The sequence below is a fragment of the Pseudomonas sp. FP818 genome (assembly GCF_030687335.1).
Lineage (GTDB): Bacteria > Pseudomonadota > Gammaproteobacteria > Pseudomonadales > Pseudomonadaceae > Aquipseudomonas > Aquipseudomonas shahriarae.
In genome coordinates this window covers 5,575,077-5,600,548 of record NZ_CP117427.1, presented here as the reverse complement: position 1 = coordinate 5,600,548, position 25,472 = coordinate 5,575,077, and the positions used below count along the sequence as shown (strand labels likewise).

Here is a 25,472-nt window from a genome sequence, read left to right as displayed (position 1 = left end):
TGTTTCTTCAGGGCTGTTGTGGGGGGCGGGAGGGCAACAGTTTGAGGGTGCCACGGGTATTGGCCTGGACCTCTTCTTCATCAAAATGCGCCTGTTCGTACCCGCCTTCGATATAGGTCTCGGCCTGATCGGCATAGTGCTTGTCGAATGGCACGCCGCTTTGGCCCACCGGGTTGATGGTCAGGGCGTGAGCGGCGTCGGCGAAGTCCACCAGGCGTCGGGTGGACGGGCCGTAAGTCACCGGCCACGGTGCCGGGCCAATGATTGCCGACAGGTTGTTCGGCACTTCGTGGCTGCCCGGTGCGGCAAACGGCCCGACATTGACGATCTGGTCCAGCGGCTGCTTGACCCCCAGCGGATGGCCGTGGGTCAGGGTATGGGCCTTGCCCCACTGCCATTGTGCCGGGTCGTCGCCGAAGGTGCTTTTCAGATGGGCCAGGCTGTTGTCCCAGGCGCGCTTGACGGTCGCGGCGCGCTGCCCGTTCCACCACGGCGAATCGGCAGTAGCGGCCAGGCGCGGCAAGGCGGCGTCGACCACACGGGTGGTGATCAGGGTCTTGAACATCTCGTCACCCAGCTTGGGACGAAAGGCCGCGTCGGTCAGGTCGTATAACAGTTGGTTGAACAGCGTGGCGGGGATCGACTCCACCGGGTAATCACCTTTCCAGGCGGCCAACTGTTCCAGCAACTTGAGTTCGGCGGGATCCTTGACCACCTCGCGCAGCACCGGCAACAGCGGCGCCAGCAGGCGTGGCCCGTAGGCGGTGGTGGTGCCCAGTTGCAGGGCCTGGCTGTTGTCCAGGTCCCATTTGACCTGGTTGTCGCTCAATTGCGCGTTCAACTGTTGGCCACGGTCCGCCAGGTTGTAGTAGCCGGGGATCTGCACGCCAGTAGGCGACACCGGCTGGGCATTGGCCGAGACCACGTAGCCACGGGCCGGGTTTTCTTCCTGGGGGTTGGCGCTGAAAGGGTAGAAGCCCAGCTTGTCGGCCTGGGCCGTGCTGCCATCGAGGATGAATCCGGCGTTGGCCCCGGCCGGGCGGATCGGCAACTGCGCTGCAGCCCACCAGCCAATATCGCCCTTGGCATTGGCCCACACGATATTCAGCCCGGGCGCATGCACCTTGGCCACTGCCATGCGGGCCTTGGCCAGGGTGTCGGCGCGGTTGAGCTGGTAGAAACCATCGAGGATCGGGTTTTCGGTATCGAGGAACGCCCACCACATGGCAATCGGCGTGGTGCCGGCATTGGCGCCGAGCACGTCGTTGATGATCGGGCCGTGGGGCGACTGGCGCAGGGTCAGCGTCACCGGGGCCTGGCCCTTGACCGCGATCTGTTGCTCGCTGGTCGTCATGTCGACCCACTGGTCGTGGTAGCGCACCTGGTTGGGGTTGTCCGGGTTGACCTGCTCGGCGATCAGGTCGAGGTCATCGTTCTGGAACATCGTCAGGCTCCAGCCGAACGCTTTGTTGTGGCCCAGGAACGCCACCGGCACCAGGGCGTTGTGATAACCGTAGAGTTCAAAGCCGGGCGCCGACAGGTGCGCCTCGTACCACACCGACGGCACCGAGAAACGGATATGCGGGTCGCCCGCCAGCAACGGCTTGCCGCTCTTGGTGCGGTTACCATTGATGGCCCAGGCGTTGCTGCCTTCGAACTGCGGCAGGCCATTGTCGGCCAGGGCCTGTTCGCTGAGGCGGGCGATGGCACTCAAGCCCTGCCAGTCGGCGGCGGCCAGGCTCAGGTCGCCCTTGGGTTTCCAGTCGAGGTCAAACACCTTCAGGTAGTCGCTGCCCAGTTGGTCGCGCACGTAGGTCAGCAAGGGCTCTGTGCGAAAAGCCGCGGCAAAGCTGTAGGCCAGGTAACCGGCGATGCTGATGGTGTCTTCGGCGGTGAACGGCCGCTTGGGGATGCCCAGCACGTCAAACTCCATGGGGCTGGCGTGGCGGTCCTGATATTGGTTGATCCCGTCCAGATAGGCTTGCAGGGCCTTCCAGTGCGGTGACTGGCGGTCCATCTGCGCCGCGTAGGTGGTGGCGCGCTCGCGGATGCGCAGGCTGCGGAATAGCTTGTCGGTGTCGAGCAACTTGGCGCCGAGCACCTCGGCCAGCTCACCGCGCGCCAGGCGGCGCATGATTTCCATCTGGAACAGGCGGTCCTGGGCATGCACATACCCCAGGGCACGATACAGGTCGGCCTCGTTCTCGGCGCGGATATGCGGCACCCCACGGTCGTCGTAGCGCACCGTCACCGAGCCTTGCAGGTTGGCCAGCTCCACCGTGCCCTGGCGGGTCGGTTGCTTGCTGTAGACGTACCAGCCAGCCCCGAGGGCGATCAACACCAGCAGGGCCGCGAGACCCGACAAGACGCGCTTCATGAACGATCCTTATTATTAGAAGTTGGGCTAGGAGCCTTTTGGCCAGGAACAATAGCAGCCCACCGCCAGGGTGTGGGTCGCATTCACCGCCCGGCCGCCGTTGAGCGCCTGCAGGATCGGTTCGATAAAGCTGTTGCTCGAATTACAGGTCAGGCCCTCGCTGTACGGGCCGAAATACGCCAGTTTGCCGTTGCGGTCCCAGATGCCCACCGCTGGGCTGGCGGGCACCTGGTCGGCGCCGGGCAGGGCGGTGATGATTTTCATCGCGCCGAGGTTCTCGGGCAGTTGGCCGTGGCTGCCGGTTTTTTGCAGGGCATAGAACTCCACGCCCTGGGGCGCGTATTGCTCGATCAGTTCGCTCAGGTGCTGCTGGTTGCCGACATTGCACGGGCAGGCCGGGTCCCAGAAGTGCACCAGGCGGATCGGGCCGGGCCCGGCGAGGTCGTCGGGCAGGCGCAGCAGGTCGCCGGAGAACACCGCCGTATGCTCGCTGAATGCCCGCAGGTAGCGGCCCTGGAACCAGTCATACGCGGCCCACAGCACGGCGGCGCAGATCAGCAGGATCAGGCTGGCGAGCAGGGCAGAGCGGTAGGGTTTTCGCATTCAGAACAATCCTCGACGGTGGCGTAGCTTGCCATGCTTGCCCTGACAGATGAATATCGCGACTCGATATTCATCTGTTCACTGCTGTGAAGCCCTAGTCTGGAAGTACTTATGCCCGTTACCTTTGACCCCGATCATCTGCGCGAAAGCTTGCGGCCCCTGGTGGACGCGCAGCCGCTTTCGGCTGAGGCCAGGGTCTACCAGCGCTTCTACGGGCTGGACCTGGCCGCGCGCAAAACCCTGGTGGCCAGCCGCCTGGGGCGCTTCGAAGTGGATGGGTTCGAGGTAGTCAGCCAGGTCTGGTGGCCGGCGCAACCTGTGGCAACACTGTTTATGTTCCACGGTTTCTACGACCACATGGGGTTGTACCGCAGCGTGGTGGAATGGGGTCTGGACCAGAGCTTCGTGGTGATTGCCTGCGATTTGCCGGGCCATGGCCTGTCCAGCGGTGAGCGCGCCAGTATCGACGACTTCGCGGTGTACCAGCATGTGGTGCAGGGCTTGTTCGCACAGGCCGACGCGCTGCAGCTGCCCAAGCCCTGGCATCTGTTCGGGCAAAGCACTGGCGGGGCGATTGTAGTGGACCATCTGCTCAACCAGGGCGCCAGCAGCCCGGCGCAAGGCCAGACCTTCCTGTTGTCGCCACTGGTGCGGCCGCGTGCCTGGGGTTGGTCGCAACTGAGCTATTACCTGCTCAAGCCGTTCGTCAAAGGCATCGCCCGACGTTTCAGCGATAACAGCAATGACCCGGCGTTCCGTCCGTTCCTCGAAGCCGATCCGCTACAGCCCCGGCAGTTGCCGACCGCCTGGGTGGGCGCGCTGGCGCGCTGGATCAAACGCATCGAGGCCGCGCCGCGCAGCACGCGGCGGCCCCTGATCGTGCAGGGCGAGGAGGATATGACGGTGGATTGGCAGCACAACCTGCAGGTGCTGCGCGGCAAGTTTGATCAGCCGCAGATCCTGATGTTGCCCAAGGGCCGGCATCATCTGGCCAATGAACTGCCGCAAATTCGCGAGGAATACTTCAAGTTCCTCAGCGACCATCTGACCTGACGCAATCAAATCTGGGAGCAGGCAAACCCGCTCGCAGATTGTTACGGGGCCAGGCTTGAAGTGCTTTGCCCCACCGCCAGCCCGGCGCGGATCGCCGCCAGTGCCGCCTGGTAGTAAGCCTTGCCTTCTGGCGATTCGGCAAAGGTGGCGAACTCTTCCAGCTCCGGGTCCGACAGATCCCGATAGACGTACAGCAAAGTGTTGTTCAGGTCATTGCCGATCTGCTGCATCAAGCGCTCGCGCTGGCCGTTGAGCATGCTTTGCGCCTGACCGCCGCCCAACAGGCCGGGGATCATCTGGCTCAGGCTATCTGCGGCCACGCCGGCAATCGCCAGGCTGACCTCGGCCCCGGCTTCGCGGGCGGGCAGGGCCTGGGCCAGGTGGCCGATGATCAGGCTGCGGGTGGCGTCGGCCTGGATCTGCGGCAAACCCTGGGCGTTCTTGGCCAGCTGGTCACGGCGGGTCGCCAGCAACTCGGCGGCGACAATCTTGCGCCCCAGCGGCGATTGGAAAAACGCCAGCGCCGGTTTGGGGTCCGCCAGGTTCTGGCGCAACTGGGCTTCGGCGCGCTGATCCATGGCCTTGGGGGCGAAGCGTTTATTGCTGTTGTCCACCAGCGCCTGGTACACCGCCGGCGGCAAGCTGTTGCGGTAGCGCTGCTGGGCAGCACTCAAGGCGTCATTAAAATGCGCGCGTTGTTCCGGCCAGCCGGCGACCGCATACAACTGGTCATGGCTGTCTGCCCAGGCGGGCAATACGCAGAACATCAGCAAGGATAAAAACAAACGACGCATAGGGACTCCTGTCAGTCGGCCACTATTGTCCGTGTCGGGCGTAGGATTTGTCGAGAAGTCCTATCAGTCACCTGACTAAAGTGTGTTTAGGCGCTAGGCGGCGCTGTCGGTTTGCCAGGCGTATGGATACTATGCGCGCCATGCAAATATCCCCTGATGACCCGCTGCTGCTACGCATTGTCGACGACCTGGCCGTGAAGGGCTGGTCGCAGCAGAACATCTTCCTGCCAGAGGCTCTGACCCTGGAACTGGCGGCTGAGTGCCATAAACGTGCCGCTGAAGGTGAATTGGCACCGGCCGCTGTCGGACGCGGCCCGGCCCAGGAGATTCGCGAGGGGATCCGTGGCGACCATATCCAGTGGCTGGAGCCCGGCCAGGCAGCTATCTGCGACCGCTATCTGGCGTTGATGGACAGCCTGCGGCTGGCGATGAACCGTGGGCTGTTCCTCGGCCTGGAAGAGTTCGAATGCCACTTCGCCATGTACCCGCCGGGGGCGTTTTACCTCAAGCACCTCGACCGTTTTCGCGACGATGACCGGCGCATGGTCTCGGCGGTGGTCTACCTGAACCAGGACTGGCTGCCCGAGCACGGCGGCCAGTTACGCATGTACCTCAAGGACGGCGTTGAGCACGATGTGGACCCCGCCGGCGGTTGCCTGGTGGTGTTCCTGTCGGGGGAAGTGCCCCATGAAGTCCTGCCTGCCCACCGCGAACGCTTGTCCCTGACCGGCTGGTTTCGCCGGCGGGGCAACGAGCCGTTTTGAGCATGCAAAAGATTCTGGTCAGCCGCTGCCTGCTGGGGCATCGCGTACGTTACGACGGTGGGGCCAGCGGGCCGTTTGACCAACTGGCGACCTGGCAAGCCGAGGGCCGAGTGGTCGCGGTGTGTCCGGAAGTGGGCGGTGGCCTGCCTACCCCACGGCCATCTGCCGAGATTCCGGGCGGGCAGGGCATGGATGTGTGGGAAGGCCGCGCCCAAGTGTTGACCGCCAATGGCGAGGACTTCAGCGAAGCCTTCCTTGACGGCGCGCGCCAGGCCCTGGCTTTGGTGCAGCTTCATGGCATCCGCATCGCCGTACTCAAGGCCAACAGCCCGTCATGCGGCAACCTGCTGACGTATGACGGCACCTTCAGTGGGGTGAAAGTCACGGGCGAAGGCGTGACGGCCGCGTTGCTCAAGCGCCATGGGGTACTGGTGTTCAGCGAGCTGGAGCTGGTTGAGGCGGCTGCCGCCCTGGCCCAGCTCTCAAACCCGACCTAGATCCAATGTGAGGTTAGGCTTGTGCCCACATTGCTTATTGGGTGGGTTTGCTGGTGTCAGCCTCAAACCACTTTTCCGACAGCGCCGTCAGCCGCCCATCGGCCTTGATCCGCTCCAGTGCTTTGTCCAGGCTCGATTTGAACGCCGGGTTGCCCTTCTGGAAGGGGATCGCCAGGGTCAACGTCGCGTTGGCATTCACCGGGCGGCGCAGGTCCACACCTTCAGCGGGCTGCGCCTTGGCTATGAACTGGCTGCTCTTGAGCGCATCGAGGCTGCCCAGCAGGGGCTTTTGCTGCTTGTGTGCAATCAAGCTTGCGCTGGAATAGCTATACGGCGCGCTGAAATCGAAACGATCCTGCAGTTCAGGAGTCACAGCGATGTGGTTGATCGCCACGTCGTACTTGCCGCTTTCCACGCCGGGCAGCAAGTCGCTGTCGTCGGTGGTGATAAAGGAGGCGCGTACGTCCATTTCCCGAGCCAGTAACTCACCCAGTTCCACTTCAAAACCGGTGAGTTTGTCGCCTTCCTTGAAGTTGAAGGGCGGCGTGTCCGCTTCCAGGGCAATGCGCAGCTCCCCACGGTCAAACACGTCGTCGAACAGTTCGGCGTGAGCCAGGGGGCTCAGCAAAGGCAGCACAAGTAACAGGCCAGGCAGAAAACGCATGGTCACTCCTAAAGAATTCGAAGGTGCGAGACGCGGTTAAGGCTCGCTTTGCTATGGTGTCGAGTGCCTTGGACAACGTTTCGTCACTAAGTTGTCATAACCCTACAGATTTCACAGAAAAACTGGAGAAGTTAATGAAAGCCATTTTGTCTCGTGCAACCCTGGCCAGCCTGCTGCTGGGGGCTTCAATGCTGGCGTCTGCCGCAGATATCCCACGTACACCGGCGCCAAAGGGTGCTGAAGTGTTCATTGTTTCACCCAAGGATGGTGCTACGGTTGATAAGACCTTCACCGTCGAGTTCGGCATCAAAGGCATGGATCTGGAACCTATCGACAAACAGGCGCCAGGCGCAGGCCATCACCACCTGCTGGTCGACCAGACCCAATTGCCTGACCCAAGCCAGCCGATTCCGGCCACCGATACCGTGATCCACTTCGGCAAGGCGCAAACCAAGACCGAGCTGACCCTGGCCCCAGGCAAGCACACCCTGCAACTGGTGGCGGGCGATAACCTGCATCGTCAGTTCGAGCCTACTGTAGCCTCAAAAGTGATCACCGTTACCGTCAAGTAAGATTTGTTCAGACGAAAAAAAGGGAGCCCCGAGGGGCTCCCTTTTTCGTACACGCTTGAAACCTTAGAACAACACGCGGCTACGAATAGTGCCGCTGATGTGCTGCAGCTTCTCTTGCGCCAGGTCCGAGTACTCGGCGTCGACGTCGATCACCACGTAGCCGACCTTCTCGTTGGTCTGCAGGAACTGACCGGAGATGTTGATGCCGTTTTCCGCGAAAACCTTGTTGATCTCCATCATCACACCCGGGATGTTCTGGTGGATGTGCAGCAGGCGGTGCTTGCCAGGGTGAGCCGGCAGGGCCACTTCCGGGAAGTTGACCGAGGACACCGACGTACCGTTGTCGCTGTACTTGACCAGCTTCTCTGCCACTTCCAGGCCGATGTTGGCCTGGGCTTCAGCGGTGGAGCCGCCGATGTGCGGGGTCAGGATCACGTTGTCCAGGCCGCGCAGCGGGCTTTCGAAGATGTCGTCGTTGGAGCGTGGCTCCACCGGGAACACGTCGATGGCGGCGCCGATCAGGTGCTTGTCCTTGATCGCGTCGGCCAGGGCATCCAGCTCGACCACGGTGCCGCGTGCGGCGTTGATCAGGATCCCGCCCTTCTTGATGGCGCGGATTTCTTTCTCGCCGATCATCCACTGGGTCTCAGCGGTTTCCGGCACGTGCAGGGTAACGATGTCGGACATGCCCAGCAGTTCGGTCAGGCTCGACACCTGGGTGGCGTTGCCCAACGGCAGCTTGGTCAGGGTGTCGTAGAAGAACACCTGCATGCCCAGGCCTTCAGCCAGTACCGACAGTTGGGTACCAATGGAGCCGTAACCGACGATACCCAGCTTCTTGCCGCGGATTTCGAAGGAGTTGGCCGCGCTCTTGATCCAGCCGCCACGGTGGCAGGAAGCGTTCTTCTCAGGGATACCGCGCAACAGCAGGATGGCTTCCGCCAACACCAGCTCCGCCACGGAACGGGTGTTGGAGTACGGGGCGTTGAACACCGCGATACCGCGCTCGCGCGCTGCATTGAGGTCGACCTGGTTGGTGCCGATGCAGAAACAGCCGACCGCCACCAACTTCTTGGCGTGGTCGAAGATCTCTTCGGTCAACTGGGTGCGGGAGCGAATGCCGATAAAGTGCGCGTCGGCGATCTTTTCCTTGAGCTGGGATTCCGGCAGAGAACTGGTGATGTACTCAATGCTGGTGTACCCGGCGGCCTTTAGGACGTCGACGGCCGATGGGTGGACGCCTTCCAGAAGAAGGAACTTGATCTTGCTCTTATCGAGAGAAGTCTTGCTCATCTGCGTAAACCTGTATCCCGGAGAAAAATGGCAGGGAATCGGATCGCTTAAGCTGACCCGGACGGCAGGAAAGCCGTCACCGCAGAAACGCCCTTGGGCTCTGTCCTGCGGGGGCGGTATGCTAGCATACGCGCCCCGCTAAACACTCATTCCTGCGACGTGAAGCGTTCTCAGGATGACCATGAATTGTTCGAGAGTTCTGTCGATGACCCATCCTGCCCTGATTGATGAGCTAAAGACCCTGGTTGAGCCCGGCAAAGTGCTGACCGATGCCGACTCCCTAGAGGCTTACGGCAAGGATTGGACCAAGCACTTCGCCCCCGCGCCGACCGCTATCGTCTTCCCCAAGACCATTGAACAGGTGCAGGCCATTGTCCGCTGGGCCAACACGCACAAGGTGGCGCTGGTGCCATCCGGTGGGCGTACCGGTCTATCGGCGGCCGCCGTGGCGGCCAATGGCGAAGTGGTGGTGTCGTTCGACTATATGAACCAGATCCTCGACGTGAACCTCACCGATCGCACCGCCGTGTGCCAGCCGGGTGTGGTCACCAAGCAGTTGCAGAACGTCGCCGAAGAAAACGGCCTGTACTACCCGGTGGACTTCGCCTCGTCCGGTTCCAGCCAGATTGGCGGCAATATCGGCACCAATGCCGGCGGGATCAAGGTCATTCGCTACGGCATGACCCGTAACTGGGTGGCGGGCATGAAGGTCGTCACCGGCAAGGGCGATGTGCTGGAACTGAACCGCGACTTGATCAAGAACGCCACCGGCTACGACATGCGCCAGCTGTTTATCGGCGCCGAAGGCACCCTGGGCTTTGTGGTCGAAGCCACCATGCGCCTGGACCGGGCGCCGAAAAACCTCACCGCCATGGTGTTGGGCACTGCTGACTTCGACTCGATCATGCCGGTACTGCACGCGTTCCAGAGCAAGCTGGACCTGACCGCCTTTGAGTTCTTTTCCGACAAGGCATTGGCCAAAGTCCTCGGCCGTGGCGATGTGCCGGCACCGTTCGACACCGAGTGCCCGTTCTACGCCCTGCTGGAATTTGAAGCCACTACCGAAGAAGTGGCCAACCACGCCCTGGAAACTTTCGAACATTGCGTCGAGCAGGGCTGGGTGCTGGATGGCGTGATGAGCCAGAGCGAAACCCAGTTGCACAACCTGTGGAAGCTGCGCGAGTACATCTCCGAGACCATCTCCCACTGGACGCCGTACAAGAACGACATCTCGGTCACCGTGTCGAAAGTGCCGGCATTTCTTAAGGAAATCGATGCGATCGTCGGCGAACACTACCCAGACTTCGAAATTGTCTGGTTCGGCCATATCGGTGACGGCAACTTGCACTTGAACATCCTCAAGCCGCAAAACCTGTCCAAGGACGAGTTCTTCGCCAAGTGCGCTACCGTCAACAAGTGGGTGTTCGAGACTGTCGAGAAGTACAACGGCTCGATCTCCGCCGAGCATGGCGTGGGCATGACCAAGCGCGACTACCTGACGTACAGCCGTTCCCCGGTTGAAATCGAATACATGAAGGCAGTGAAAGCGGTGTTCGACCCGAACGGGATCATGAACCCGGGCAAGATCTTCGCTGTTTAACCATCACGAACGAGGAAGCGGTCCATGAGCTATCAGCACAAGTACGTCGACGGCACCAACATCCACTTTCCACTGGGTAAAGTGGTCTGCATCGGGCGCAACTACGCCGAACACGCGAAGGAACTGGATAACCCGGTGCCGACCGAGCCTCTGCTGTTTATCAAGCCGGGCAGTTGCGTGGTGCCGTTGGAAGGCGGCTTTGCCATTCCAGCCGAGCGCGGTTCGGTGCATTACGAAGCGGAAATCGCGGTGCTGATCGGCAAACCCCTGTCGAAAACCCCGAGCCGTGAAGAAGTGCTGGACGCCATCTCCGGCTTCGCCCCGGCCCTGGACCTGACCTTGCGCGACAAGCAGGCCGAACTCAAGGCCAAGGGCCTGCCGTGGGAAATCGCCAAGTCCTTCGACGGCGCGGCAGTCATTGCCCCGTTCGTGGTGGGCAGCACCTTCCCGGACTTTACCGATATCGGCATTCGCCTGACCATCAATGGCCAGGTGCGCCAGGACGGTAACAGCGCGCAGATGCTCAACCCGATCGTGCCGATGATCCAGCACATGGCCGGTTGCTTCTCGCTGCAGGCCGGGGATGTGATCCTGACCGGCACCCCTGTGGGCGTGGGCCCGCTGCAAGTGGGTGACGAACTGGTGCTGGAACTGCCGGGTGTCAGTCGCTTCGAAAGCGCCGTACGCTAACCCCATCCCTCTGTAGGAGCCGGCTTGTGTGGGAGCTGGCTTGCCTGCGATAGCATCCCCGCGGTGTGCCTGATACACCACGGTGCTTGCATCGCGGGCGAGCCCGGCTCCCACACAAGCTCGTACACAGATTATTTGTGCGTGCTGCGCACATCAGGGCTTTGCATTTTTTTCACACGCCATCCGGATAATCCTCGGCCATATGGCACCCAGGCGCTCTGAGCCCTGGGCCATCACCGACAGCCGATTATCTGGAATGCCTCCATGGCCGTACCCCTTTCTTCTGCGAATCCCACCCCGCGCCCGCGCATGAATATGCGCTGGTACTCCTGGCTGTTGCTGGCCGGGGTGATCATGTACGGGGTTTCCTGGTTGATGCACTGGGATGACCGGGGCGCGTTATGGGTGTTGGAGCGCTTTGAAAGCCCGGTCGAACGCCGAGAAAGCGTCTGGCTTCCGGACTACCAGACGGTGATCGACGCCAAGCCATTGCCCGGCATGGAAAAGGACGAAGCGTCGGACCTGGCCTACAACCCGCAGACCAAAACCTTATTCGCAGTGATGGGCCGCAACCCGTTCCTGGTGGAACTCAGCCTGCAGGGCGATGTGCTGCGCAAGATTCCCCTGGTGGGCTGGAGCAACCCGGAAGGCGTGACGGTCATGGAAAACGGCGTGATAGGCATCGTGGATGAGCGCAGGCACAACGTGACGCTGGTCAAGGTGGATGCCGACACCCACGAACTGGCTTTCGCCGACTTCCCAAGCTACGACCTGGGCCCCTCCGAGAACCAGAACAAGGCATTCGAGGCCATCACCTGGGACAAACGCAATCAACAGCTGGTGCTGGGTATCGAGCGCCCGGCGCAGTTGTTTACCTGGGCCAGCGATGGCGGCCAGGTCCTGGCGGGCGACAAGCGGAAGTTGCCCAGCTCCGAACTGGATATCCGCAACCTCTCGGCCTTGAGTGTCGATCCGCGTACCGGCCACCTGTTGGTGCTGTCCGCCGACTCTCATCTGCTGCTGGAGCTGGACGAAAAGGGTCAGCAGGTCAGCTTCATGACCGTGCTGGGCGGCTTCAATGGCCTGAAAAGCACGATCCCCCGCGCCGAAGGCGTAACCATGGACGAAAACGGCACGCTGTACATGGTCAGCGAGCCCAATCTGTTTTATCGGTTCGATAAGCAGAAATAGCTGATTGATTACGTCGGACTCTTCTCTATGCGCGGCATTCCCCAGACATTGAGCTGCGTTTAAGTTTAAATTCAGACGGCTGTGATATTCATTTGCCAGTTTTGACTTTGAGCCAGCCTCCATGCGCCGATTTGCCCGCCCCAAACCTGCCCTTCTTATCCTACTGTTGATCGCCCTGGTTGCCGTGGGCGTGGTTGCCCAGCAGTTTCGTTTATTCGAGCGCGCCTGGTTCAACTGGCAGACCTGGCGCCAGCCGCTGGATGAACGCTCCATTGGCCTGGCGGACTATGAGGTGGTGCTGGAAGCCCAGGTGATTGAGGGCCTGGATGATGATGTCTCGGCGTTGACCTACGACCCGGTGCGCAAGAGCCTGTTTACCGTGACCAATCAAAACGCCGAACTGGTTGAACTGTCCCTGGACGGCAAGATCCTGCGGCGTATCAACCTGGTGGGTTTTGGCGATGCCGAAGCGGTGGAGTTCATCAGCGAGAACACCTATGTGGTCAGCGATGAGCGCCAGCAGCGGCTGATCAAGATTCACCTGGAGGACGACACGCAGTTTCTCGACGCGGCCGAGGCCGAGCAGATGACCCTGGGTGTGCACCTGAAGGGCAATAAAGGCTTTGAAGGGCTGGCCTATGACTCGGTGGGCAAGCGCCTGTTTGTCGCCAAGGAGCGGGACCCGATGCTGATCTACGAAGTGCACGGCTTTCCCCATTTCAAACCGGAAAAAACCTACTCGGTCCACGTAGTCAACAACCCCCGACGCGATGCCGGGCTGTTTGTACGCGACCTGTCCAGCCTGCAATACGATGAGCGCAGCGGCCATTTACTGGCGCTGTCCGATGAGTCGTACCTGGTGCTGGAACTGGATATCGACGGTCGCCCCTTGAGCAGCTTGTCGCTGCTCAAGGGGCGCAATGGCTTGAAAAAACGCGTGCCCCAAGCCGAGGGTATCGCCATGGATGACGATGGCACGTTGTACCTGGTGAGTGAGCCGAACCTGTTCTATGTCTTCAAGAAAAAGCCCGAGCAGCGGTAGGCGCGGGTCAGAACATCCACTGCACGCCCAGCGAATAGCCGGTCTGGCTGCCTTCGGCATGGCCCAGGCGGCCGTTCACTTCGGCGTACACCCCAAGCTGTGGGGTGATCGCCAATTGGCTGCCGACCTGCGCGCGGCCGAAACTCTTGTCCACTGAACCCAGGCGTGCGGTGCGGGCCTGGCCGTCGGCGCGGGCGGTCAGGTCGAGGTCGTCGAGGCGGCCGTCGGCCAATTCCTTGACCCAGGCGATGTCGCCGTAGGGCATCAGGCTCAGGCCGTAAGGCAGGGCCACGGCACCGCGCACACGCCAGCCGAGGCTGGCTTCAAGGGAGTCGAAGGATTGCTCTTCATATTCGAGGGCGGTGCGCAGGTTCTGCTTCTCGTGGAACTTGTCGATGCGCGAGTGGCTGTAATCGAGCCCGGCAAACGGCCCGGTCTTGATCGCGCCCAGATCGAAGTCATAACCGCCGAGCACTCGGGCACCCAGGGACAGGGCGTCGGTCTCGCCAGTCAGTTGCTGGTTAAGCAGCACGGGGCCACCATTGGCCTGGATCAGCAGGTTGCGTTTTGAGTCGAAGCTGCTGTGGCCCACGCTCAGGTCACCGGCCAGCCAGGTCGGGCCGCCATCGTTCAACAGGGCGTAGACCGCAGCTTGCCAGGTGTCGCTTTGCAGCTTGCCACGGTGTTCCAGCTTGTCGCGGCCGTTGAGGTAGCTGAGGCTGGCGCCGATGTTCAGGCTGCTGCTCAGTTGATAGTCGCCCAGGGCATGCAGGCCCAGGCGCCGGGCCTCGGGGTTGGGGGCGGTGTCGAAGCCGCTGTCCGGGTTGTATTCGCCGTCCACGCCGATCTCGCCATCGAAACTGCCCACTTCACGGCTGGCCGATTGCAGGGTCAGCCAGCGCCGGTCATGCAGGCGCACCATGGCCTGGTGCTGGCGCTGCAGGTTGTCCTGCATATTGCGCGCAACTGCGCCGCCCGAGGTGGTGGAAGCCATCAAGTCGGCATTGGTCAGCTCCAGCACCAGGCGGCTGAGCAGGCGCGAATAGTCGCGCAGGCGCTGGTCGATGCGTTCCTGGCCGAAGGCGTTGGTCAGGACCGTCTTGTTGTCTTCATCGGGGTCGTGCCAGGTCGAGCCGCCGGGGATCGCCGGGTTGTCGGTCTGGGTGTAGCCGTCCAGGGCACCCAGTTCCCAGTTGGTGGCTTCCACATACAGGATTGGGATATTGAGCCCCTCGAAGGCTTCGCCGTCACTGCAACAGCCGGTGCCGGCGGGGTATTGCGCGTCCAGGCCGGGGTTGGTGAACAGGTTGATGTTCAGCTCCTTGGCGATCTGGAAGGTGTGCTCGCGCAATGAGGCGAGGGCCGGGTTGGCGGTGCTGTTCTGGCCGGCGTGGGCGTACATCATGTCGCCGGTGATCAGGCTGTCGAGGTTGATCATGGCCAGCATATTGGCGCGCTGGCTGGCGCTCAACGAATCGACAAAGGCCCTGGAGCCACGCAAGCCTTCCTCTTCGGCGCCGAAGCCGACGATCTGCAAGCCGTTTTCCAGTTGCAGGCCGCCGAGGTTCTTCGCCACTTCGGTCAGCACGCTGGCGCCTGAACCGTTGTCGTCCAGGCCTTGCAGGGCCGGGCGGCCGAAGTAGGTATCGAAGTGCGCGCCAATCACCACGTACTGCGGTTTGGTGCCGGCGGCGTAGGCCACCACGTTCTGCGAGGCGCGGCTGCCGCCATTCCAGGTGAAATCCTGGCGGCTGATGTCATAGGCGCTGCCCATCTGGCTCTGCATCCAGTCGGCGGCCCCGGCGAAGTTGGCCGTGCCGCGATAGCGGCCGGGGTAGTCGGTGATCAGCTTTTCCAGGGTGACATTGGCGTGCTCGCCATAGTCGTAGGCATGGGATTGAGTCGACAGCAGGGTACAGGCAACGCTGACAGCGAGGGCTAGGGGCTTGATCACAAGGTCTTCCTTGAGGTGGTTGAGGGAGTGGCTCGGCGGGACCGATTGCACAATGCGCGCCTCATTCCATGGGGCAAGCGCGAATTGGCGCGTTGTTGGAAGTGGGGGTCGCCTGGCTATAAGTTGTAACGGATTTGATACCAGATGCGGCGGGGGCTGCCGTGACCTGGCGCACAGATTGGGGCAGGCGGGGGAGGGGATGCTGCGAAAAGTAGCGGTTTTGTTACATGTCCATCGGATGGAGCGCGGTCAAAAATGTGGGAGCGGGCTTGCTCGCGAATGCGGTGTGTCAGCTAGCAAAATCGGTGACTGGCACACCGTATTCGCGAGCAAGCCCGCTCCCACAGGGGTTCTGTGTGTACTTAGGCCTTGAGGGTCTTCACGCCTTCACGGGTCCCCAGCAGCAGCACATCAGCAGGCCGTGCCGCAAACAAGCCATTGGTCACCACACCGACGATGGCATTGATCTGGGTCTCCAGCTCCACCGGGTTGGTGATCTGCATGTTGAACACGTCGAGGATGATGTTGCCGTTATCGGTCAGCACACCTTCGCGGTACACCGGGTCGCCGCCCAGTTTCACCAGCTCGCGAGCCACGTGGCTGCGGGCCATGGGGATCACTTCGACGGGCAGCGGGAAGTTGCCCAGGACCGGGACCAGCTTGCTGGCGTCGGCGATGCAGATAAAGGTCTTGGCCACGGCCGCGACGATCTTCTCGCGGGTCAGGGCTGCGCCGCCGCCCTTGATCAGGTTCAGGTGCTCGTCGCTTTCATCGGCGCCGTCGACGTAGAACTCCAGGTCGCTCACGGTATTGAGCTCGTACACCGGAATGCCATGGCCCTTGAGGCGCGCGGCGGTGGCTTCGGAGCTGGCCACGGCGCCGTCGAATGCGCCCTTGTGCAAGGCCAGCGCGTCAATGAAGCAATTGGCGGTGGAGCCGGTGCCGACGCCGACGATGCTTTTATCGTCGAGTTTAGGAAGGATTAAATCGACGGCGGCCTGGGCCACTGCCTGTTTGAGTTGATCCTGGGTCATGCGGGCTCCGGAACGGGCGGGGAGTAAAGAGGGGCGCGAGTATAACCCAACAAAACCTCTGGATTCGTGTGGTCGTCCGGCCAAAAGGCGGGTTAGACTCCTCGGCCCTGCCCAACCCGCCCAGTGATGCTTTCCGATGCTCGAACAGTACGTCAAAAAGATCCTCACCTCGCGCGTTTACGACGTTGCCGTGGAAACCCCGTTGCAGACCGCCCGCCAGCTCTCCGAGCGCCTGGGCAACAAGGTCTGGCTCAAGCGCGAAGACTTGCAGCCGGTGTTTTCCTTCAAGATTCGCGGCGCCTACAACAAGTTGACCCAACTGACGGCCGAAGAACGCGCCCGTGGCGTGGTCACCGCCTCGGCGGGTAACCATGCCCAGGGCCTGGCCCTGGCGGCCAAGGTGCTGGGGGTCAAGGCCACGATCGTGATGCCCAAGACCACCCCGGAAATCAAAGTCGAAGGCGTACGCTCCCGTGGCGGCAAAGTGGTGCTGCATGGCGACTCCTTTCCGGAAGCGCTGGCGTATTCGCTGAAGCTGGTCGACGAAAAAGGCTACGTCTACATTCACCCTTACGATGATCCGCACACCATTGCCGGGCAGGGCACCGTGGCGATGGAGATCCTGCGCCAGCACCCGGGGCCGCTGGACGCGATTTTCGTCCCGGTGGGCGGTGGTGGTCTGATTGCCGGTATCGCGGCGTATGTGAAGTACCTGCGCCCGGAGATCAAGATCATCGGTGTCGAGCCGGACGACTCCAATTGCCTGCAGGCTGCCATGGCCGCGGGCGAGCGCGTGGTGCTGCCGGCCGTGGGGATCTTTGCCGATGGCGTGGCGGTGGCGCAGATCGGCCAGCACACCTTCGATATCTGCAAGGACTACGTGGATGAAGTGATCACCGTCAGCACCGATGAAATCTGCGCGGCGATCAAGGATATCTACGACGACACCCGCTCCATCACCGAGCCTGCAGGGGCATTGGGCGTGGCGGGGATCAAGAAGTATGTAGAAACCCGTGGTGTCAGCGGCCAGACCTTTGTCGCCATTGATTCCGGGGCCAACGTCAACTTCGACCGCCTGCGCCATGTGGCCGAGCGCGCCGAGTTGGGTGAAGGTCGCGAGGCGATCATTGCCGTGACCATTCCCGAGCGCCCGGGCAGCTTCAAGGCCTTCTGCGAGGCTGTGGGCAAGCGCCAGATCACCGAATTCAACTACCGCTACCATTCCGGCAGCGAAGCGCACATTTTTGTCGGGGTGCAGACCCACCCGGAAACCGACCCGCGCAGCGCGCTGATTGCCAGCCTGAGCGAGCAGGGTTTCCCGGTGCTGGACCTGACCGAGAACGAACTGGCCAAGTTGCACATTCGCCATATGGTCGGCGGCCACGCGGCGCACGTCAGCAATGAACTGGTGTTCCGCTTCGAGTTCCCGGAGCGTCCGGGGGCCTTGTTCAACTTTCTTAACAAATTGGGCGGGCGCTGGAACATCTCGATGTTCCACTATCGCAACCACGGCGCGGCCGACGGCCGTGTGGTCGCCGGGCTGCAAGTGCCGGCCAACGAGCGCCATCTGGTGCCGGCGGCGTTGGCAGCGATTGGTTACCCGTATTGGGATGAAAGCGACAACCCGGCCTATCAGCTGTTCCTCGGTTGAGCGACTACGCTGATTGGGCGGCCTTTAAGGAATCGAGAGCATGGAATATCTGACAACCCTCAAGACGATCCACATGGTGGCAACGGTGCTGCTGTTGGCCAGTGGCCTGGCCCTGGCCGTGCTGAGCTGGCGCAAGCGCGCCGCTGGCCCGGCGGTTACGTTGCATCGGCCATGGCTGTTTGTCTGGTTGTTGATGGGCGTAAGCCTGGTGAGCATGCCGTTTACCGGCTGGTGGCTGGTGCACCTGGTCGGCTGGCCGTTGGGGCAGACGTGGATCCTGGGTTCCAGCGTGATCTACAGCGTCGCGGCGCTGGCCTGGTTCTGGCTGGTGGTGCGCCTCAATCGCCTGCGGCTGGGCGGTACGGGCAGTGCGAAGTTCACCCTGGCCCTGGCGATTGTCAGCCTGGTGGGGTTTGTGGCGATTGCCGGGTTGATGGGCGCCAAACCCGTTTAAGGCTGGAAACCGGGTCGCCTTCATTCGCGAGCAAGCCCGCTCCCACATTCGACTGCATTCCAAAGGTGGAACCCGATCAAATGTGGGAGCGGGCTTGCTCGCGAAAGCTTTATCAGCCGCGCAGGCTAATCACCGGCCAACCACGCTTCTGGGCCTCGGCCCGCAGATTTGCATCCGGATCCACTGCCACCGGGTGAGTCACCTGCTCCAGCAGCGGCAGGTCATTCATCGAATCGCTGTAAAAATAGCTGTCTTGCAGGCTAAAGCCGGTTTCTTCCAGCCACCGATTCAAGCGCGTCACCTTGCCCTCACGGAAGCACGGTACATCGGTGCTGCGCCCGGTGTAGCGGCCATCGGCCATCTCGCATTCAGTGGCGATCAGGGTTTCAACCCCCAACCGTGCGGCAATCGGCGCGGTGACAAAGCGGTTGGTGGCGGTGATGATCACCAGCGTGTCACCGGCGGCGCGGTGTTTGGCCAGCAGTTCCACGGCATGGGGCAGGATGATCGGCTCGATGCAGTCGCGCATGAAGTCGCGGTGCCATTCGTCGAGCTGGGCCATCTCGGTGCTGCCGAGGATTTCCAGGCTGAAGTTCAGGTACGCGGCGTTATCCAGCTTGCCGGCCAGGTAATCCTGGTAGAACTCGTCGTTGCGGGTCTTGTAGGCAACGGCATCGAGGATGCCGCGTTCACACAGGTAATCACCCCAGGCGTGGTCACTGTCGCCGCCCAAAAGCGTGTTGTCCAAGTCGAATAAAGCCAGGCGCATTGCGGTTACTCGCTGAAAAGTCTGTAAAAAGGCGTCCAGAATACGGTCTTTTCACAAGAGTGCACATAAGGTAAGCAGCCTCGTTGCCGCTGCAACAAGCTTTGTGGAACAATGCGGCGACATGCGTTTGCGAGGTTGTTGCCGTGATCGACCCCGATGGTTTCCGTCCAAATGTCGGGATTATTCTTACGAATGATGCCGGACAGGTGCTATGGGCTCGCCGAATCAACCAAGATGCCTGGCAGTTTCCCCAGGGTGGGATCAACCCCGACGAAACCCCTGAAGACGCCCTGTACCGTGAGTTGAACGAAGAAGTCGGCCTGGAGCGCGAAGATGTGCAAATTCTGGCCTGTACCCGAGGCTGGTTGCGCTATCGTTTGCCGCAACGCCTGGTGCGTACCCACAGCCAACCGCTGTGCATCGGCCAGAAGCAAAAGTGGTTTCTCCTGCGCCTGATCTCCAACGAGCAGCGGGTGCGGATGGATTTGACCGGTAAACCGGAGTTCGATGGCTGGCGCTGGGTCAGTTATTGGTATCCGTTGGGCCAGGTGGTGACATTCAAGCGCGAGGTTTATCGTCGCGCTCTCAAAGAGCTTGCCCCGCGCCTTTTATCGCGCGACTGACGACGGAGTTCGACCCCGAGCCATGCTCAATACGCTGCGCAAGATCGTCCAGGAAGTTAACTCCGCCAAGGATCTCAAGGCGGCGTTGGGGATTATTGTGTTGCGCGTCAAGGAAGCCATGGGCAGCCAGGTCTGCTCGGTTTACCTGCTGGACCCCGAGACCAACCGTTTTGTGCTGATGGCCACGGAGGGCTTGAACAAGCGCTCCATCGGCAAGGTCAGCATGGCGCCCAATGAAGGTCTGGTGGGCCTGGTGGGGACGCGTGAAGAACCCCTGAACCTTGAAAACGCGGCCGATCACCCGCGTTATCGCTACTTTGCCGAAACCGGTGAAGAGCGCTACGCCTCATTCCTCGGCGCACCGATCATCCACCACCGCCGCGTTGTCGGCGTATTGGTCATCCAGCAGAAAGAGCGCCGCCAGTTCGATGAAGGTGAAGAAGCCTTCCTCGTGACCATGAGTGCGCAGTTGGCCGGGGTGATCGCCCATGCCGAAGCCACCGGCTCGATTCGCGGCCTGGGGCGCCAGGGCAAGGGGATCCAGGAAGCCAAGTTCGTCGGCGTGCCGGGTTCACCGGGCGCGGCGGTCGGTACTGCGGTGGTCATGCTGCCCCCGGCCGACCTGGACGTGGTGCCGGACAAGTCCGTCGACGACATCGACGCAGAAATCAAACTGTTCAAGACCGCCCTGGAAGGCGTGCGCGCCGACATGCGCAACCTGTCGACCAAGCTGGCCACCCAGTTGCGCCCCGAAGAACGGGCGCTGTTCGACGTGTACCAGATGATGCTCGACGACGCGTCCCTGGGTAACGAAGTCAAGACCGTGATCAAGACCGGCCAGTGGGCCCAGGGCGCGCTGCGCCAGGTGGTCACCGATCACGTCAACCGCTTTGAACTGATGGACGACGCCTACCTGCGCGAGCGCGCCTCGGATGTGCGCGACCTCGGTCGGCGCCTGCTGGCCTACCTGCAGGAAGACCGCACCACCAACCTGGTCTACCCCGACAACACCATCCTGATCAGTGAAGAACTGACTGCCACCATGCTCGGCGAAGTGCCGGAAGGCAAACTGGTGGGCCTGGTCTCGGTGTTGGGCTCGGGCAACTCCCACGTGGCGATCCTGGCCCGGGCCATGGGCATCCCGACGGTGATGGGCCTGGTGGACCTGCCATATTCCAAGGTCGACGGCATCTCGATGATCGTCGACGGGCACCGTGGTGAGGTGTATACCAACCCCAGCGAAGTGCTGCGCAAGCAATACGCCGAAATCGTCGAGGAGGAGCGCCAGCTGTCCCAGGGGCTCGATGCCCTGCGCGAACTGCCCTGCGTGACCCTCGACGGCCACCGTGTACCGCTGCTGGTCAATACGGGCCTGCTGGCGGACGTGGCGCGTGCGCAACAACGTGGCGCTGAAGGGGTGGGCCTGTACCGCACCGAAGTGCCGTTCATGATCAACCAACGTTTCCCGAGCGAGAAGGAGCAGCTGGCGATTTATCGCGAGCAACTGTCCGCCTTCCATCCGTTACCGGTGACGATGCGCAGCCTGGATATCGGCGGCGACAAGTCACTGTCTTATTTCCCCATCAAGGAAGACAACCCCTTCCTTGGCTGGCGCGGTATCCGCGTTACCCTCGACCACCCCGAAATCTTCCTCGTCCAGACCCGCGCCATGCTCAAGGCCAGCGAAGGCCTGAACAACCTGCGCATTCTCCTTCCGATGATCTCCGGCACCCACGAGCTGGAAGAAGCCCTGCACCTGATCCACCGGGCCTGGGGCGAAGTGCGCGACGAAGGTGCCGACGTGCCGATGCCGCCGGTTGGCGTGATGATCGAAATCCCGGCAGCGGTGTACCAGGCCAAGGAATTGGCACGGCAGGTGGACTTCCTGTCGGTGGGCTCCAACGACCTGACCCAATACCTGCTGGCCGTGGACCGCAACAACCCACGGGTGGCCGACCTTTACGACTACCTGCACCCGGCGGTGCTGCAAGCCTTGCAGAACGTGGTGCGCGACGCCCATGCCGAAGGCAAGCCGGTGAGTATCTGTGGGGAAATGGCCGGTGATCCGGCGGCGGCGGTGCTGTTGATGGCCATGGGCTTTGACAGCCTGTCGATGAACGCCACCAACCTGCCGAAGGTCAAGTGGATGCTGCGCCAGATCAACCTGAGCAAGGCCAAGGATCTGCTGGCGGAATTGATGACCATCGACAACCCGCAAGTTATCCACAGCTCGCTGCAGTTGGCCCTGAAAAGCCTGGGGTTGGCGCGGATGATCAATCCGTCTGCGACAAAAACCCTCTAGACCGAGGGGGGGCCATCGCAGGCAAGCCAGCTCCCACACTTGGAATGCATTTCAAACTGTGGGAGCTGGCTTGCCTGCGATGACGGTGGCCCAGTCTCCACTAAATCCTCAGTTCCACCTCGCCCAGCCGCCCGCCATGGGGGCCAAAGCTGCGCTCGACCATGTGCCGCAGCCCATCGGCATGCACAATCAGCGCGGTACTCGCTCGCGTCCCGTAACTGGGGCTGGCGATAAACACACTCGATAACAGACTCTCCGTGGCCAACCCGACACCGGTATCCGGCAGTTCGGCAAAGGGTGCGGTCTGCGGGTCGCTCAAAATCCCCAGCAAGGCTTCAGGCTGCGGATCATCCAGCACTTGGGCCAGTGCTGCCTTGGCCTTGAGCAGCTTTGGCCAGGGCGTATCCAGCCCGGCATTGGATAAGCCATAGATCCCGGCCGTCAGTTGGGTAGGCGTCGACTCATTGGCGTTGTAGTGCCACAGCTCTTGCGGCGTGCCAATCAGCAGGTTGAAGCCGGCATATTCAATTGATCTGCCGTTAACATCGGCTAAATAGTGGTCAATCGGCAGGGAACCGTGGAGAAAGCGCGCCACCAACTCGCCCCGGGACTTGCGCGCCGGTGGCTGGTGCGGGTCGCGGATATTGGTCAGCGCGGCAAACCGTCCGTCGGCGCCGATCCCCAGCCAGGTGCCCCCGGCTTCCTGGTCGCGACCGGCATACACCTGCGGTGTATCGGGCCACTGGGCCAAGGGCAGGCTGGGCCGGGCGTAGAATTCGTCACGGTTGGCCGCGACGATCAGGGGCTGGGCATGGCCCGGCCGCCAGGCGAAAACAATCAGGCACATAAGGCGATCCTTTTGTGTTTTGCTCACTCTACCCATAGATCCGCCGGCTATCCATCGTATCCAAGTTGGGCCAGATGCCTCCCATCCGTTAACATGCCAGGCTGCTTGGCGCGGGTGCGAACTTCTTCATTTGATCGAGCCGCTGTAACGCAGGCTTAATCGTCCACCGGCAAGGTCCGTGCGCAATAACGAATGATTTAACGAGGAGTCGCAATGCTGCCTTACCCGCAGATCGACCCGGTGGCCCTGGCCATCGGTCCGCTGAAAATCCACTGGTACGGGTTGATGTACCTGATCGGCATCGGCGGCGCCTGGCTGTTGGCTTCCCGACGCCTGAACCGCTTTGACCCGACCTGGACCAAGGAGAAGCTCTCCGACATGGTGTTCTGGATGTCGATGGGCGTGATTGTCGGCGGGCGCCTGGGTTATGTGTTGTTCTACGACCTGAGCGCGTACCTGGCCAACCCTACCCTGATTTTCGAGGTGTGGAAGGGCGGCATGGCGTTCCACGGCGGTTTTATCGGCGTGATGCTCGCGGCCTGGTGGTTTGGCCGACGCAATGGCAAGTCATTCTTCCAACTGATGGACTTTATCGCGCCGATGGTGCCGATTGGCCTGGGTGCCGGGCGTATCGGTAACTTCATCAACGCCGAATTGTGGGGCAAGCCGACCGACGTGCCGTGGGCCATGGTGTTCCCGCCGTTCAGCGACCCGGCGCAGTTGGCGCGCCATCCGTCGCAGTTGTACCAGTTCGCCCTGGAAGGCGTGGCGCTGTTCCTGATCCTCTACATCTACTCGCGCAAACCCCGCCCAACCATGGCGGTTTCGGGGATGTTCGCCCTGTTCTACGGGATTTTCCGTTTCATCGTCGAGTTCGTGCGGGTGCCGGATGCGCAGTTGGGCTACCTGGCGTTCGGCTGGCTGACCATGGGTCAGGTTCTCAGCATTCCGATGATTCTTGCTGGCCTGGGCCTGCTCTGGTGGGCTTACAACCGCCCGCAGGCGATCAAGACCAGCGCGCTATAAATTCGAACGCCGGGGCCTGAGGGCCTCGGCTTCACCGATACAGGTAATGTCATGAAGCAATATCTCGAGCTGGTTTCCCACGTCATCAACAACGGCACCAAGCAGGCCAACCGCACTGGCGTGAACACCATCAGCTTCCCCGGTGCGATGTTGCGCTTTGATCTGCAGGAAGGTTTCCCAGCCATCACCACCCGCAAAATGGCCTTCAAGTCGGCGATTGGCGAGATGTGTGGCTTTTTGCGCGGGGTGAATAACGCCGCCGAATTCCGCGCCCTGGGCTGCAAGGTGTGGGACCAGAACGCTAACGAAAACGCGCAGTGGCTGGCCAACCCGTTCCGCCAGGGCGAGGACGACCTGGGCGAGATCTACGGTGTGCAATGGCGCAAATGGCCGGCGTACAAACAGATCCCGTTGAGCAACCAGGCCGCTATCGAGCAGACCCTGGCCCAGGGCTATCGCCAGATCGCCGAAGGCGAGGAAGACGGTCAGGCCTACGTGGTGCTGTACAAGGCCATCGACCAGATTCGCCAGTGCGTCGACACCATCATCAAGGACCCGGGCAGCCGGCGCATCCTGTTCCACGGCTGGAACTGCGCCCAGCTCGATGAAATGGCCTTGCCGCCGTGCCACCTGCTGTACCAGTTCCACCCGAATGTCGAGACCAGGGAGATTTCCCTGACCCTCTACATCCGCTCCAACGACCTGGGCCTGGGCACGCCGTTCAACCTCACCGAAGGCGCGGCACTGCTGAGCCTGATCGGCCGCCTGACTGGCTACACGCCGCGCTGGTTCACCTATTTCATCGGTGACGCGCACGTCTACGAAAACCACCTGGACATGCTCAACGAACAGCTCAAGCGCGAGCCTTTCGCCGCGCCGAAGCTGGTGATCAGCGAGCGCGTGCCGGAGTTTGCCAAGACCGGGGTGTACCAGCCGGAGTGGCTGGAGCTGATCGAACCGAGCGATTTCTCGCTGGAAGGCTATGAGCACCATGCGCCGATGACGGCGCCGATGGCGGTCTAGTCGAGACCGCATCGTCTGCATCGCAGGCAAGCCAGCTCCCACAAGTGACCGAGTACTCAGGCACATGTGGGAGCTGGCTTGCCTGCGATGGCGTCAACTCAGTCACCCCATTATCTAATGCCCGTGACTACGACCCACATGTGAATGCTCCGCCTCACTGGCCGCCACACTCCCACTGACCTCCAGCCGCTGCAAAATCCCACACTGGTCGATCTCCGGCCCTTCGCCACAGCGCTGGCGCAGGTCGATCAACTGTTTCTGCAAGGCCAGCAACCCATCAATCCGCGCCTTGACGTGATGGATATGCTCGTCGATCAGCGCATTTACATTTTCACACTGGTCCTGGGGGCTGTCGCGCAGGCCCAGCAGGCTGCGGATTTCCTCCAGGGTCATGTCCAGGCTGCGGCAGTTGCGGATAAACGTCAGGCGCTCGGTGTGGGCCTGGGTGTACAGGCGGTAGTTGCCCTCACTGCGCGCCGGTGGCGGCAGCAGGCCTTCCTTCTCGTAATAACGGATGGTCTCCACCGGGCAGTCGGTCAGTTTGGCCAATTCACCGATCTTCATCGCAGCAATCTCCAAAAGGGTGCTTGACCCTATAGTGGCTACAGGGTCTTTACTTGGCAACAGGCACCTTCATGGACGCGACACA

Annotated in this window: 24 protein-coding genes; 14 read left to right on the top strand and 10 right to left on the bottom strand. The window is 61.7% G+C overall.

Going from position 1 to position 25,472, the window contains the following annotated elements; genetic code table 11:
- Positions 1-7: 7 nt before the first annotated feature.
- Together PSH80_RS25620 and PSH80_RS25615 are read right to left on the bottom strand one after the other, a co-directional pair.
- Entirely contained in the window at positions 8-2,377 is a 2,370-nt protein-coding gene (locus PSH80_RS25620; protein WP_198817229.1) for a penicillin acylase family protein, read from the bottom strand.
- A gap of 27 nt (positions 2,378-2,404) precedes the next feature.
- Complete coding sequence (locus PSH80_RS25615; protein ID WP_057960919.1) at positions 2,405-2,980, bottom strand: DUF6436 domain-containing protein; 576 nt, start codon at positions 2,978-2,980, stop codon at positions 2,405-2,407.
- A gap of 111 nt (positions 2,981-3,091) precedes the next feature.
- Here PSH80_RS25615 and PSH80_RS25610 point away from each other — a divergent pair, with 111 nt between their 5' ends.
- Positions 3,092-4,033, top strand: a complete 942-nt coding sequence (locus tag PSH80_RS25610) for an alpha/beta hydrolase (protein ID WP_057960918.1) — start codon at positions 3,092-3,094, stop codon at positions 4,031-4,033.
- A gap of 41 nt (positions 4,034-4,074) precedes the next feature.
- Here the strand turns inward: PSH80_RS25610 and PSH80_RS25605 are convergent, their stop codons facing one another.
- A complete protein-coding gene (locus PSH80_RS25605; protein ID WP_057440422.1) occupies positions 4,075-4,827 on the bottom strand; it encodes a DUF2059 domain-containing protein in 753 nt (250 codons plus the stop codon).
- Between the two features lie 131 nt (positions 4,828-4,958).
- Between PSH80_RS25605 and PSH80_RS25600 the strand changes: the two genes are divergently transcribed.
- Both PSH80_RS25600 and PSH80_RS25595 read left to right on the top strand, forming a co-directional pair.
- A complete protein-coding gene (locus PSH80_RS25600; RefSeq protein WP_057440421.1) occupies positions 4,959-5,591 on the top strand; it encodes a 2OG-Fe(II) oxygenase in 633 nt (210 codons plus the stop codon).
- A 2-nt stretch (positions 5,592-5,593) separates the two neighbouring features.
- Positions 5,594-6,088: a DUF523 domain-containing protein gene (locus PSH80_RS25595; RefSeq protein ID WP_216312031.1), complete on the top strand. Its 495-nt coding sequence runs from the start codon at positions 5,594-5,596 to the stop codon at positions 6,086-6,088.
- 34 nt (positions 6,089-6,122) lie between these two features.
- Here PSH80_RS25595 and PSH80_RS25590 read toward each other — a convergent pair whose 3' ends face one another.
- On the bottom strand, positions 6,123-6,752 hold the full coding sequence (locus PSH80_RS25590; protein ID WP_120734304.1) for a transporter substrate-binding domain-containing protein: 630 nt from the start codon (positions 6,750-6,752) through the stop codon (positions 6,123-6,125).
- A 134-nt stretch (positions 6,753-6,886) separates the two neighbouring features.
- Here PSH80_RS25590 and PSH80_RS25585 point away from each other — a divergent pair, with 134 nt between their 5' ends.
- On the top strand, positions 6,887-7,324 hold the full coding sequence (locus PSH80_RS25585) for a DUF4399 domain-containing protein (RefSeq protein ID WP_305418632.1): 438 nt from the start codon (positions 6,887-6,889) through the stop codon (positions 7,322-7,324).
- A 63-nt stretch (positions 7,325-7,387) separates the two neighbouring features.
- On the opposite strand, the gene serA is transcribed toward PSH80_RS25585, so the two are convergent.
- On the bottom strand, positions 7,388-8,617 hold the full coding sequence (gene serA / locus PSH80_RS25580; protein ID WP_029289418.1) for a phosphoglycerate dehydrogenase: 1,230 nt from the start codon (positions 8,615-8,617) through the stop codon (positions 7,388-7,390).
- A gap of 205 nt (positions 8,618-8,822) precedes the next feature.
- Here serA and PSH80_RS25575 point away from each other — a divergent pair, with 205 nt between their 5' ends.
- The 4 genes from PSH80_RS25575 (at position 8,823) to PSH80_RS25560 (ending at position 13,140) form a co-directional block, all read left to right on the top strand.
- A complete protein-coding gene (locus PSH80_RS25575) occupies positions 8,823-10,217 on the top strand; it encodes an FAD-binding oxidoreductase (protein ID WP_057960917.1) in 1,395 nt (464 codons plus the stop codon).
- Positions 10,218-10,241: 24 nt separating this feature from the next.
- Positions 10,242-10,907 carry a fumarylacetoacetate hydrolase family protein gene (locus tag PSH80_RS25570; protein ID WP_057440416.1) on the top strand — a complete coding sequence of 222 codons (666 nt, stop codon included), beginning with the start codon at positions 10,242-10,244 and terminating at the stop codon, positions 10,905-10,907.
- Positions 10,908-11,171: 264 nt separating this feature from the next.
- Positions 11,172-12,098: an SdiA-regulated domain-containing protein gene (locus PSH80_RS25565; RefSeq protein WP_198791887.1), complete on the top strand. Its 927-nt coding sequence runs from the start codon at positions 11,172-11,174 to the stop codon at positions 12,096-12,098.
- Positions 12,099-12,219: 121 nt separating this feature from the next.
- A complete protein-coding gene (locus PSH80_RS25560; RefSeq protein ID WP_057960915.1) occupies positions 12,220-13,140 on the top strand; it encodes an SdiA-regulated domain-containing protein in 921 nt (306 codons plus the stop codon).
- Between the two features lie 7 nt (positions 13,141-13,147).
- Here the strand turns inward: PSH80_RS25560 and PSH80_RS25555 are convergent, their stop codons facing one another.
- Together PSH80_RS25555 and rpiA are read right to left on the bottom strand one after the other, a co-directional pair.
- Positions 13,148-15,094 carry an autotransporter domain-containing protein gene (locus PSH80_RS25555; RefSeq protein WP_305418631.1) on the bottom strand — a complete coding sequence of 649 codons (1,947 nt, stop codon included), beginning with the start codon at positions 15,092-15,094 and terminating at the stop codon, positions 13,148-13,150.
- 362 nt (positions 15,095-15,456) lie between these two features.
- Positions 15,457-16,128 (bottom strand): ribose-5-phosphate isomerase RpiA, encoded by a 672-nt coding sequence (gene rpiA, locus PSH80_RS25550; protein WP_057960913.1) that lies wholly within the window; start codon positions 16,126-16,128, stop codon positions 15,457-15,459.
- Positions 16,129-16,264: 136 nt separating this feature from the next.
- Here rpiA and ilvA point away from each other — a divergent pair, with 136 nt between their 5' ends.
- Together ilvA and PSH80_RS25540 are read left to right on the top strand one after the other, a co-directional pair.
- Positions 16,265-17,779: a threonine ammonia-lyase, biosynthetic gene (gene ilvA, locus PSH80_RS25545; RefSeq protein WP_057440412.1), complete on the top strand. Its 1,515-nt coding sequence runs from the start codon at positions 16,265-16,267 to the stop codon at positions 17,777-17,779.
- Positions 17,780-17,819: 40 nt separating this feature from the next.
- On the top strand, positions 17,820-18,233 hold the full coding sequence (locus PSH80_RS25540) for a DUF2269 family protein (RefSeq protein WP_057960912.1): 414 nt from the start codon (positions 17,820-17,822) through the stop codon (positions 18,231-18,233).
- A 112-nt stretch (positions 18,234-18,345) separates the two neighbouring features.
- Here PSH80_RS25540 and PSH80_RS25535 read toward each other — a convergent pair whose 3' ends face one another.
- On the bottom strand, positions 18,346-19,002 hold the full coding sequence (locus PSH80_RS25535) for an HAD family phosphatase (RefSeq protein WP_305418629.1): 657 nt from the start codon (positions 19,000-19,002) through the stop codon (positions 18,346-18,348).
- A gap of 143 nt (positions 19,003-19,145) precedes the next feature.
- Here PSH80_RS25535 and PSH80_RS25530 point away from each other — a divergent pair, with 143 nt between their 5' ends.
- Both PSH80_RS25530 and ptsP read left to right on the top strand, forming a co-directional pair.
- The gene (locus PSH80_RS25530) at positions 19,146-19,625 is read left to right on the top strand and encodes an RNA pyrophosphohydrolase (protein WP_053128161.1); all 480 of its coding nucleotides are present in this window, start codon (positions 19,146-19,148) and stop codon (positions 19,623-19,625) included.
- 22 nt (positions 19,626-19,647) lie between these two features.
- Positions 19,648-21,927 (top strand): phosphoenolpyruvate--protein phosphotransferase, encoded by a 2,280-nt coding sequence (gene ptsP, locus PSH80_RS25525; RefSeq protein ID WP_057960910.1) that lies wholly within the window; start codon positions 19,648-19,650, stop codon positions 21,925-21,927.
- 100 nt (positions 21,928-22,027) lie between these two features.
- On the opposite strand, the gene PSH80_RS25520 is transcribed toward ptsP, so the two are convergent.
- Positions 22,028-22,774, bottom strand: a complete 747-nt coding sequence (locus tag PSH80_RS25520; RefSeq protein WP_057440409.1) for an NRDE family protein — start codon at positions 22,772-22,774, stop codon at positions 22,028-22,030.
- 213 nt (positions 22,775-22,987) lie between these two features.
- On the opposite strand from PSH80_RS25520, the gene lgt reads away from it, so the two are divergent.
- Together lgt and PSH80_RS25510 are read left to right on the top strand one after the other, a co-directional pair.
- Complete coding sequence (gene lgt / locus PSH80_RS25515) at positions 22,988-23,800, top strand: prolipoprotein diacylglyceryl transferase (protein ID WP_057440408.1); 813 nt, start codon at positions 22,988-22,990, stop codon at positions 23,798-23,800.
- 51 nt (positions 23,801-23,851) lie between these two features.
- Positions 23,852-24,823 carry a thymidylate synthase gene (locus PSH80_RS25510; protein ID WP_057960909.1) on the top strand — a complete coding sequence of 324 codons (972 nt, stop codon included), beginning with the start codon at positions 23,852-23,854 and terminating at the stop codon, positions 24,821-24,823.
- Between the two features lie 114 nt (positions 24,824-24,937).
- On the opposite strand, the gene cadR is transcribed toward PSH80_RS25510, so the two are convergent.
- Entirely contained in the window at positions 24,938-25,387 is a 450-nt protein-coding gene (gene cadR, locus PSH80_RS25505) for a Cd(II)/Pb(II)-responsive transcriptional regulator (RefSeq protein WP_057440406.1), read from the bottom strand.
- Between the last annotated feature and the right edge of the window lie 85 nt (positions 25,388-25,472).

What these genes read in the sequence shown, in the direction of transcription:
- PSH80_RS25620 (WP_198817229.1), bottom strand. Translation starts at nt 2,377, where the DNA reads ATGAAGCGCGTCTTGTCGGGTCTCGCGGCCCTGCTGGTGTTGATCGCC.
- PSH80_RS25615 (WP_057960919.1), bottom strand. Translation starts at nt 2,980, where the DNA reads ATGCGAAAACCCTACCGCTCTGCCCTGCTCGCCAGCCTGATCCTGCTG.
- PSH80_RS25610 (WP_057960918.1), top strand. Translation starts at nt 3,092, where the DNA reads ATGCCCGTTACCTTTGACCCCGATCATCTGCGCGAAAGCTTGCGGCCC.
- PSH80_RS25605 (WP_057440422.1), bottom strand. Translation starts at nt 4,827, where the DNA reads ATGCGTCGTTTGTTTTTATCCTTGCTGATGTTCTGCGTATTGCCCGCC.
- PSH80_RS25600 (WP_057440421.1), top strand. Translation starts at nt 4,959, where the DNA reads ATGCGCGCCATGCAAATATCCCCTGATGACCCGCTGCTGCTACGCATT.
- PSH80_RS25595 (WP_216312031.1), top strand. Translation starts at nt 5,594, where the DNA reads ATGCAAAAGATTCTGGTCAGCCGCTGCCTGCTGGGGCATCGCGTACGT.
- PSH80_RS25590 (WP_120734304.1), bottom strand. Translation starts at nt 6,752, where the DNA reads ATGCGTTTTCTGCCTGGCCTGTTACTTGTGCTGCCTTTGCTGAGCCCC.
- PSH80_RS25585 (WP_305418632.1), top strand. Translation starts at nt 6,887, where the DNA reads ATGAAAGCCATTTTGTCTCGTGCAACCCTGGCCAGCCTGCTGCTGGGG.
- serA (WP_029289418.1), bottom strand. Translation starts at nt 8,617, where the DNA reads ATGAGCAAGACTTCTCTCGATAAGAGCAAGATCAAGTTCCTTCTTCTG.
- PSH80_RS25575 (WP_057960917.1), top strand. Translation starts at nt 8,823, where the DNA reads ATGACCCATCCTGCCCTGATTGATGAGCTAAAGACCCTGGTTGAGCCC.
- PSH80_RS25570 (WP_057440416.1), top strand. Translation starts at nt 10,242, where the DNA reads ATGAGCTATCAGCACAAGTACGTCGACGGCACCAACATCCACTTTCCA.
- PSH80_RS25565 (WP_198791887.1), top strand. Translation starts at nt 11,172, where the DNA reads ATGGCCGTACCCCTTTCTTCTGCGAATCCCACCCCGCGCCCGCGCATG.
- PSH80_RS25560 (WP_057960915.1), top strand. Translation starts at nt 12,220, where the DNA reads ATGCGCCGATTTGCCCGCCCCAAACCTGCCCTTCTTATCCTACTGTTG.
- rpiA (WP_057960913.1), bottom strand. Translation starts at nt 16,128, where the DNA reads ATGACCCAGGATCAACTCAAACAGGCAGTGGCCCAGGCCGCCGTCGAT.
- ilvA (WP_057440412.1), top strand. Translation starts at nt 16,265, where the DNA reads ATGCTCGAACAGTACGTCAAAAAGATCCTCACCTCGCGCGTTTACGAC.
- PSH80_RS25540 (WP_057960912.1), top strand. Translation starts at nt 17,820, where the DNA reads ATGGAATATCTGACAACCCTCAAGACGATCCACATGGTGGCAACGGTG.
- PSH80_RS25535 (WP_305418629.1), bottom strand. Translation starts at nt 19,002, where the DNA reads ATGCGCCTGGCTTTATTCGACTTGGACAACACGCTTTTGGGCGGCGAC.
- ptsP (WP_057960910.1), top strand. Translation starts at nt 19,648, where the DNA reads ATGCTCAATACGCTGCGCAAGATCGTCCAGGAAGTTAACTCCGCCAAG.
- PSH80_RS25520 (WP_057440409.1), bottom strand. Translation starts at nt 22,774, where the DNA reads ATGTGCCTGATTGTTTTCGCCTGGCGGCCGGGCCATGCCCAGCCCCTG.
- lgt (WP_057440408.1), top strand. Translation starts at nt 22,988, where the DNA reads ATGCTGCCTTACCCGCAGATCGACCCGGTGGCCCTGGCCATCGGTCCG.
- PSH80_RS25510 (WP_057960909.1), top strand. Translation starts at nt 23,852, where the DNA reads ATGAAGCAATATCTCGAGCTGGTTTCCCACGTCATCAACAACGGCACC.
- cadR (WP_057440406.1), bottom strand. Translation starts at nt 25,387, where the DNA reads ATGAAGATCGGTGAATTGGCCAAACTGACCGACTGCCCGGTGGAGACC.